8 protein-coding genes are annotated in these 8171 nt (G+C 68.9%); 3 read left to right on the plus strand and 5 right to left on the minus strand.

Features of this window, described 5'->3' with window-relative positions; all coding sequences use genetic code 11:
* The 3 genes from benC to benA all read right to left on the minus strand — a co-directional run.
* Positions 1–1086: benzoate 1,2-dioxygenase electron transfer component BenC (benC, locus tag G6020_RS10195; RefSeq protein ID WP_182610542.1), on the minus strand; the 1086-nt coding region annotated here is incomplete at its 3' end.
* 94 nt (positions 1087–1180) lie between these two features.
* Positions 1181–1705, minus strand: a complete 525-nt coding sequence (gene benB / locus G6020_RS10200; protein ID WP_182610543.1) for a benzoate 1,2-dioxygenase small subunit — start codon at positions 1703–1705, stop codon at positions 1181–1183.
* 45 nt (positions 1706–1750) lie between these two features.
* Complete coding sequence (benA, locus tag G6020_RS10205; protein ID WP_182610544.1) at positions 1751–3163, minus strand: benzoate 1,2-dioxygenase large subunit; 1413 nt, start codon at positions 3161–3163, stop codon at positions 1751–1753.
* 348 nt (positions 3164–3511) lie between these two features.
* Here benA and catA point away from each other — a divergent pair, with 348 nt between their 5' ends.
* From catA to catC, 3 genes are all read left to right on the plus strand, one after another.
* A complete protein-coding gene (gene catA, locus G6020_RS10210; RefSeq protein ID WP_182610545.1) occupies positions 3512–4393 on the plus strand; it encodes a catechol 1,2-dioxygenase in 882 nt (293 codons plus the stop codon).
* 100 nt (positions 4394–4493) lie between these two features.
* Positions 4494–5615 carry a muconate/chloromuconate family cycloisomerase gene (locus tag G6020_RS10215; protein ID WP_182610546.1) on the plus strand — a complete coding sequence of 374 codons (1122 nt, stop codon included), beginning with the start codon at positions 4494–4496 and terminating at the stop codon, positions 5613–5615.
* A gap of 61 nt (positions 5616–5676) precedes the next feature.
* A complete protein-coding gene (catC, locus tag G6020_RS10220) occupies positions 5677–5961 on the plus strand; it encodes a muconolactone Delta-isomerase (RefSeq protein WP_182610547.1) in 285 nt (94 codons plus the stop codon).
* A gap of 128 nt (positions 5962–6089) precedes the next feature.
* Here the strand turns inward: catC and G6020_RS10225 are convergent, their stop codons facing one another.
* Together G6020_RS10225 and G6020_RS10230 are read right to left on the minus strand one after the other, a co-directional pair.
* On the minus strand, positions 6090–7301 hold the full coding sequence (locus G6020_RS10225) for an acetyl-CoA C-acetyltransferase (RefSeq protein ID WP_182610548.1): 1212 nt from the start codon (positions 7299–7301) through the stop codon (positions 6090–6092).
* A gap of 59 nt (positions 7302–7360) precedes the next feature.
* Positions 7361–8146, minus strand: a complete 786-nt coding sequence (locus G6020_RS10230) for an IclR family transcriptional regulator C-terminal domain-containing protein (RefSeq protein ID WP_182610549.1) — start codon at positions 8144–8146, stop codon at positions 7361–7363.
* Positions 8147–8171: the final 25 nt, after the last annotated feature.

Raw genomic sequence — 8171 nt, forward strand, 5'->3', positions numbered from 1 at the left:
GGCGGGTGCGGCTTCATCCGGTCTGTCTACGGGTGTAGTGGCGTCGGCGCCCGCAGCCGCGGGCCCGTCCCCCGCCACGGTGGCAGGGGTGAACTTCTCGTAGTAGAAGTGCGTCACCTCGAGGCCCTCGGTGTCCAGGAAGGTCCGGACGGACTCGACCATCGGAGGCGGCCCGCACAGGTAGATGTCGGCCGTCCCGTCGTGGAGGTGTTCGGGCCGGATCAACCCGGTGACGTATCCGGTGTTCGGGAACGCCGTGGCCGGGTCGGACACGACCAGGTCCCACGTCATCCCCGGTAGCCGTGTCGTGTAGTCGTCGAGCAGATCGGTGCACACCACGTCGGTGTCGCGTGACGTGCCGTAGACCAGGTGCACGGGCCTGTCCCCGGAACCGGCGACGGCGAGGCTCTCCAGGATCGACAGGACGGGCGCGAGTCCGGTGCCCCCCGCGAGCAGGAGCAGCGGTCGCGGTGACTCGCGCAGGAAGAAGCTGCCCATCGGGCCCGTGAGGTCGAGCCGATCGCCCACCGCGCACCGCTGCGCCAGGTACTCGGACATCGCGCCGCCGGGGGCGTACTTGATGAGGAACGACAGGCGGTCGTCGTCCGGGCCGGTCGAGAACGAATACGAGCGCACCTGGTCGGTACCGGGAACCGAGACGTTCACGTACTGCCCCGGCAGGAACGCCAGGGCTCCCCGGTCGTCGAGCTCCACGGTCAGCGCGAACGCGCCCTCGGCCAGACGCTCGACCGCCGTGACGGTCGCCGGGTGGGCGGCCGCGGTCGTCTTGGCCACGTCCGAGGTGGTGGGGATCTGGACCACCAGGTCCGAGCGGGGGACCATCTGGCACGGCAGGCAGTAGCCGGCCTCGGCCTCGGCCGCGGTGAGGGCGTCGTCGATGTAGTCGCCGCCGTCGAAGTCTCCCGACTCGCACAGTGATTTGCAGGTGCCGCACGCTCCGTCGCGGCAGTCGAGGGGGATGTTGATTCGGGCCTTGTACGAGGCGTCGGCGACGGTTTCCGACGGGCCGCATGTGATGAAGCGCGTCACACCGTCCTCGAAGCCCAGGGCCACCTGGTAACTCATGGGATCTCACTTCTTGTCGCTGGCATGATCGGCCGCACTGGGCGGACCGGTGGTCGTCGACGCCCCGGTGGGGCGGGCTCGATGGCGTGGCGGGTCACACCATGTAGACGTCCACGATGTGGTGGATGTAGTCGTTCTTGAGGACGACCTTCTTGTAGGTGATCAGCGGGGTCTGCCCCGTGACGTCGAGTGTGTAGAAGGACGTCCCGAAGTACTGGTCGGTGGTCTTGTAGCGGACGTACGAGGAGAGCCAGTTGAAGCGGACGTCGACCTCGCCGGGTCGCTTGTCCGTCACCTCGATGTTGCTGATGAGGTGGCCCGTGCGGGGTTCCGGGAGGGAGGTGGACGACGACCGGTCGGTACGGATGCGGAACACCCGGTCCTCGATGCCGGCCCGGTTGGGATAGAAAATGAGCGAGATCTCGGAGTAGGGGTCCGTGGTGAGCTCGCCGTCGTCGTCCCACGCGGGCATCCAGTACATCGCGTCCTCGCGATAGCACTCGATCCATGCTTCGAACTGCCGGTCGTCGAGAAGGCGGGCCTCGCGGAAGAGGAAGGCGGAGATCTCCTCGACGGAGATCGACGCCACCGCCGGTTCAGATACTGAGGGTGCGGACATGATCGGTCCTTTCGTGGGCGTGGGGAGGAGGGGGCGCTGGTCAGATCAGAGGGAGGCGGACGCGGCGACGCTCTGCGCCACCCCGTTCTTCCCCGCCTCGGCGGCGGCGCGTTCCTCCGCCTCCAACGCGCGGCGCATGGTCTCGAGCCAGTACCCGTGCTGTACCGGGTACAGGCCCTCGTCCTCGGTCTTGGCGCCGGAGGAGAGCACGTTCTCCATCCCCAGACCTCGGGCGGTGGCATCGGGTCCGGCGACCTGGTGCGTGGATCCGCGGGTCATGTCGTTCCACGGTGCGGCGCCGGCCAGGTAGGTCTTTTGGCAGGAGCGGAACTCCTCCAGGTCGTCCGGCGTCGCCATGCCCGTCGCGTTGAAGAAGTCCTCGTACTGGCGGATCCGGGCGGCGCGCGCCTCGGCGCTCTCGCCCTTGGGGGCGATGCAGTAGATCGTCACCTCGGTCTTGTCCACGGAGATCGGCTTGAAGTGCCGGATCTGACTGGAGAACTGGTCCATCAGGTAGACGTTGGGGTAGAGGCACAGGTTGCGGGAGGCGCCGACCATGAACTCGGCCTTCTTCTCGCCAATCTGCTCGGCCAGCTCCTCGCGGCGTTCCCACAGCGGGCGGTCCTCGGGGTTGCCCCACCACATCCAGAGCAGCAGGTGGCCGTGGTCGAACGACCAGTAACCGCCACCCTGCTTGCCCCACGTGCCGGCGTCCATCGCCTTGGTCTCGTTCTTCGACTCGCCGGAGCCGCGACGGGCGGTGGTGGCGGCGTAGTTCCAGTGGGTGGCCGAGACGTGGTAGCCGTCGGCGCCGTTCTCGGCCTGGAGCTTCCAGTTGCCGTCGAAGGTGTAGGTCGACGACCCTCGCAGTACCTCCAGGCCCTCCGGGGACTGGTCGACGAGCATGTCGATGATGGTCCGGCTGTCGCCGAGGTGCTCCTCGATCGGCAGGACGTCCTCGTTCAGGCTGCCGAAGAGGAAACCGCGGTAGTTGGCGAACCGGGCCACACGGCGCAGGTCGTGTGAACCGCCTGTGTTGAACTGCTCGGGGTAGCCGGCGTCCCGCGGGTCCTTGACCTTGAGCAACTCACCGGAGTTGGAGAACGTCCAGCCGTGGAACGGGCAGGTCAGGGTGGTGCGGTTGTCCGTCTTGCGGCGGCACAGCATCGCCCCGCGATGCGAACAGGCGTTGATCAGGCAGTTGAGCTCCCCGTCCCTGCCGCGGGTGATCATGATGGGCTGTCGACCGATGTCGGTGGTGAAGTAGTCGCCGACCTTCGGGATCTGGCTCTCGTGGGCGAGGTAGACCCAGTTGCCCTCGAAGATGTGCGTCATCTCGAGTTCGAACAGCTCCTCGTCGGTGAAGATACGACGGTTCGCGCGGATGATTCCCTCGGCGGGACGGTCCTCGAGAGCGGTGTCGAGAGTGTGCTGCAGGTGGTCGAGTCGATCGGACATCGAGTTCTCCTCGCGGGGTCGGGGCGGGCCACCTCTACCGGTGGCCTGGTGCGGTGATAAATCCCACCGTGCCCGAGTGTGGGGCGAGTCACACTAGGGGTTTGCCTAGTCGTGCCTAGGTATCCCCTGTTCGCCCTGCGAACAAGCAGCTCGCATCCGTACGTCTATCTGCGAGAACGTGGTCGCGAGGCGCGATTTGCGTCCCAGAATGCCACTACATATGTATAGGTGGGTGATTGACGACACACCTTTGCCGGGGGCACAGTGAGGGCATCGGCCGACGGAGATCCCGAATCGGAGCATCGTCCACCGGCCCGATCCAGTCCCCCCACTCACGCAGGGAGCGTCATGAGCACCACCGCAGTCCCCACCACCGCAGTCCCCACCGCCTCCGGCTCCGGCAGCGCCGCCACCGACAAGTTCAAGGGCCACCGGGTCAGTTCCGACACCTCGACCGAGCGCGCCGCCGCCATCTACAAGGACGTGCTAGGCAAACTGTCCGAGGTCATCTACCAGCACGAGGTGACCTACGACGAGTACCGCGTCCTCAAGCAGTGGCTCATCGATGTCGGCGAGGGTGGCGAGTGGCCGCTGTGGCTCGACGTCTTCCTCGAGCACTTCATCGAGGACTCCAACGGCCGGATCTTCACCGGCACCAAGGGCTCCATCGAGGGCCCGTACTACGTGCCGGACGCCCCGAACCTCGGCGCCAAGGGCACCATGCCGATGCGGGAGGACGAGAAGGGCACCCTCCTGGTGTTCAAGGGCCAGGTCCGGGACCTGGACGGCGCCGGCATCGAGGGTGCGACCGTCGAGCTCTGGCACGCCGACTCCGACGGCTACTACTCCCAGTTCGACGACGGACTGGGTATCCCGGAATGGAACCTGCGCGGCACCTTCTCGACCGACGCCGAGGGCGGCTTCGAGATCACCACGATCCAGCCCGCGCCTTACCAGATCCCGCACGACGGCCCGACCGGCGAGTTCATCGCCAGCTACGACGGCCACCCGTGGCGTCCGGCGCACCTGCACCTCAAGGTGACGGCCCCGGGTAAGCGCCTCATCACCACCCAGCTGTATTTCCAGGGTGGCCAGTGGGTCGAGGACGACGTGGCCGGAGCAGTCAAGCCTGAGCTCATCCTGGACCCCAAGCCGGGCGCGGACGGCGTCGACGAGGTCGTCTACGACTTCGTGCTCGACCCGGTCTCCGAGGCCCGCTACGTCGCCTGATCACCTCCGATATCCGGATTCGTCGTCGCCAGCCCCGGTCGCCACGAGCGGCCGGGGCGCCGGTGATCCCACCCAGCTCACATCACGTCGAGGACCGAACATGACCGACATGACCATCCGATCCGTCGAGACCCGCATCCTCGATGTTCCCCTCATCCGGCCCCACAGGTTCGCCACCACCACCGCGACCGAGCAGTCCATTCTCCTGGTGTCGGTGACCACTGCTGACGGGGTCGTCGGCTACGGCGAGGGCGTGACCCCGGGCGGCCCCTGGTGGGGCGGGGAGTCGGCCGAGACCATGCAGGTCCTCGTGGAGAAGTACCTCGCCCCCGTGGCCGTGGGTCGGCGCGTGGACGAGGTCCCGGCGGTCCTCGAGGCGATGGAGGGAGTGGTGGCCCGGGGGCGCTTCGCCAAGGCCGCACTCGAGATCGCGATGTTCGACGCGTGGGCGCGCACTCTCGAGGTGCCGGTGCGGTCCCTCCTCGGTGGCGCCGTCCGGGAGTCCATCGAGTGCACGTGGGCGCTGGGGGCCATGCCGCTCGAGGAGATGGTCGAGGAGATCGACGAGCTGCTCGCCGCCGACCGCCACCGCACCTTCAAGCTCAAGATGGGGGCCCTGGACCCGGCCGAGGACGTCGCGCGCATCACCGCGCTCGCCGAGCGCCTCGACGGCCGGGCCGGCCTGCGGGTGGACATCAACGCCCGATGGGACCGGTTCACCGCCAACGTTCACCTCCCGGCGCTGGTCGAGGCGGGGATCGAACTGATCGAGCAGCCGACCCCGACCGAGCAGATCGAGGTCCTCGCCGAGCTCAACCGCACGCTGCCCGTCCAGGTCATGGCCGACGAATCGGTGCAGTCCCCGCACGACGCCCTCGAGGTCGTGCGGCGCGACGCCGCCGGAGTGATCGCCGTCAAGACCACCAAGCTCGGCGGACTCACTCGTAGCAAGGAGGTCGTGGCCATCGCGCGCGCGGCAGGCGTCGCCTGCCATGCCGCGACCTCGCTGGAGGGGCCCATCGGAACCATGGCGTCACTTCACCTGGCGTGCGCCGAGCCGGGGTTCAACCACGGCTCCGAGCTGTTCGGTCCGCTGCTGTTGGCCGAGACCTACGTGAGCACGCCGATCAGGTACGAGGCCGGTCGGGTCCACCTCCCGGAGGGGCCGGGCCTGGGCGTGGAGATCGACCACGACGCCGTCGAGAAGTTCACCCGCCGCTGACTGCTGACTGCTGACTGCTGACCACGACGTTGACCACTGAGAAGTAGAGGAGACTGGCGAGATGGCACTGTTCCACGTCCGCATGGACGTCCGTATCCCCCGCGACCTGGACCCGCAGGTGCGCGAGGACATCGTTGCCCGCGAGAAGGCCTACAGCCAGGAGCTGCAGCGCTCCGGGACGTGGCGGGAGCTCTGGCGCATCGTCGGCCAGTACTCCAACATCAGCATCTTCGATGTCGAGTCCGGCGACGAGCTGCACGAGCTGCTCTCGGGCCTACCGCTGTTCCCGTTCATGGACATCGAGGTGATGGCGCTGACGAGGCACCCCTCGCGCGTCGACGACTGACGCCCGTCCGACCGGGCTCGGACCGGTGAACGTCCGGCCCCTCACCGTCACGATCAACGTCAAGAGCGTTCCGCACACCACCCTCGGGCGAGGTGTGCGGAACGCTCCAGTCGCTGAAGGGGGGTCGATCAGACGCGCTCGAAGACGGCGGCCAGGCCCTGACCGCCGCCGATACACATCGTCTCCAGGCCCCACTGGGCGTCGCGGCGCACCATCTCGTGGGAGAGCGTGGCGAGCATCCGGGCGCCGGTCGCGCCGACGGGGTGGCCGAGCGAGATCCCTGAGCCGTGGGGGTTGACGCGATCGGACGCGGGGTCGACGTCCCACTCCCGCATGACGGAGAGTGCCTGGGCGGCGAAGGCCTCGTTGAGTTCGATAAGGTCGACGTCCGCGAGCGTCATCCCGAGCCGGTCGAGCGCCCTGGCGGTGGCGGGGACCGGGCCGATCCCCATCGTCTCCGGGGCGACACCTGCCACGGCCCAGGACGCCAGGCGGACGAGCGGGGTCAGGCCGAGCGAGGCGGCCCGGTCCACCGTGGTGACCACACACATCGCGGCGCCGTCGTTCTGGCCCGAGGCATTGCCGGCGGTGACGGTGGCCTCGGGATCGGTCCGGCCCATGATCGCCCGGAGGCCCGAGAGTGCCTCGACCGTGGTGTCGGCGCGGGGGTGTTCGTCGGTGTCGACGACGAGGTCCCCGCCCCTGCGCTGCGGCACGGCGACCGGGACGATCTCCTCGGCGAACACCCCGGACTCCTGGGCGGCCACCGCACGCTGGTGGGACTGCACGGCCAGCCGGTCCTGCTCCTCGCGGGTGATGCCGTACTCGCGGCGGAGGTTCTCGGCGGTCTCGATCATCCCGCCGTCGATCACGTGGGAGCGGCCACCGACCGTCGTGCGGGCGCGGCCGAGGCGGTCGATCAGCGAGACGCCGTCGCCCGTGATGCCCCAGCGGGGCGAGGGCGTGGCGTAGAACTCCACCTGGCTCATCGATTCGACTCCTCCGGCGACCACGAGGTCCACTCCGCCGGAGGCCACCTGCAGCGCGCCGGTGATCACCGCCTGGAGTCCGGAGCCACAGCGCCTGTCCAGTTGCATCCCGGGCACGTCGATGCCGAGCGGGGAGTCGAGGGCGGCGATCCGGCCGATGGCGGGACCCTCGCCGCCGGGCGAGCCCTGGCCCAGGATCACGTCGTCGACGTCCGCCCCGGTCAGGCCGGTGCGCTCGACGAGCGCGGTGAGCAGCGAGGTGGCCAGCGTGTTCGCGTCCAGATCGCGGAACACGCCGCCGAAGCGGCCGACCGGCGTGCGGAGGGGTTGGCAGATGACGACGTCGCGCATGGGTTCTCCTGGTGGTAGCCGAGGTGGTGAGTGTGGGGAGGGGTCTCAGTGGGAACAGGTCAACGAGTGACGGTCGACAGGTCCGCGGACAGTGCCCGGGCCGCGTCCACGACCACGGGGACGAGCTGGTGGCGGAGCTGGTCGATCGAATACCGGGCGGCGTGTGTGGAGACGTTGAGCGCGGCCACGACCCGCCCGTGACGGTCGCGCACCGGGGCGGCCAGAGATCTCAGGCCCGGTTCGAGCTCCTGGTCCACGAGCGCCCACCCGCGGTCGGCGACCGCCGCGAGTTCGGCGCGCAATCCGTCCGGGTCCGCGATCCCGTGCGGGGTGCGGACGCGCAGATCGGTTGCCGCCAGGTGGGCGTCCAGCTCCTCCGCGGGCAGGGCCGCGAGCAGGACCCTGCCCATCGAGGTGGCGAAGGCGGGGAACCGGGTGCCGATGGTGATCCCGATGTTCATGATCCGGCGGACCTGGACACGTCCGACATAGACGATGTCGTGCCCGTCGAGGACGGCGATCGACGACGACTCGTCGAGCCGTGCGCTGAGCCGTTCGAGGTGCGGCTGGGCCAGATCCGTCAGCGGCATGGCCGAGAGGTAGCTGTAACCCAGGTCGAGCACGCGGGGGGTGAGCCAGAAGGCCGACCCGGCGGTGTCCACGTAGCCGAGCTCGACGAGTGTGTGGAGGAACCGGCGCGCGGTCGCGCGGGTGAGTCCGGTGGTCCGGGCGACCTCGCTGAGGGTCTGTCGGGGGTGGTCGGCGTTGAATGCGGTGATGACGGCGAGGCCGCGGGCGAGCGACTGGACGAAGTCCGGGGACGGGGGTCGCTCGGGTGTGGGCACGGACCCGGACCCGGACCCGGACCCG

This window comes from Dietzia sp. B19 (assembly GCF_014145155.1).
GTDB lineage: Bacteria > Actinomycetota > Actinomycetes > Mycobacteriales > Mycobacteriaceae > Dietzia > Dietzia natronolimnaea.

What these genes read in the sequence shown, in the direction of transcription:
- benA (WP_182610544.1), bottom strand. Translation starts at nt 3,163, where the DNA reads ATGTCCGATCGACTCGACCACCTGCAGCACACTCTCGACACCGCTCTC.
- catC (WP_182610547.1), top strand. Translation starts at nt 5,677, where the DNA reads ATGGCACTGTTCCACGTCCGCATGGACGTCCGTATCCCCCGCGACCTG.
- G6020_RS10225 (WP_182610548.1), bottom strand. Translation starts at nt 7,301, where the DNA reads ATGCGCGACGTCGTCATCTGCCAACCCCTCCGCACGCCGGTCGGCCGC.
- catA (WP_182610545.1), top strand. Translation starts at nt 3,512, where the DNA reads ATGAGCACCACCGCAGTCCCCACCACCGCAGTCCCCACCGCCTCCGGC.
- G6020_RS10215 (WP_182610546.1), top strand. Translation starts at nt 4,494, where the DNA reads ATGACCGACATGACCATCCGATCCGTCGAGACCCGCATCCTCGATGTT.
- benB (WP_182610543.1), bottom strand. Translation starts at nt 1,705, where the DNA reads ATGTCCGCACCCTCAGTATCTGAACCGGCGGTGGCGTCGATCTCCGTC.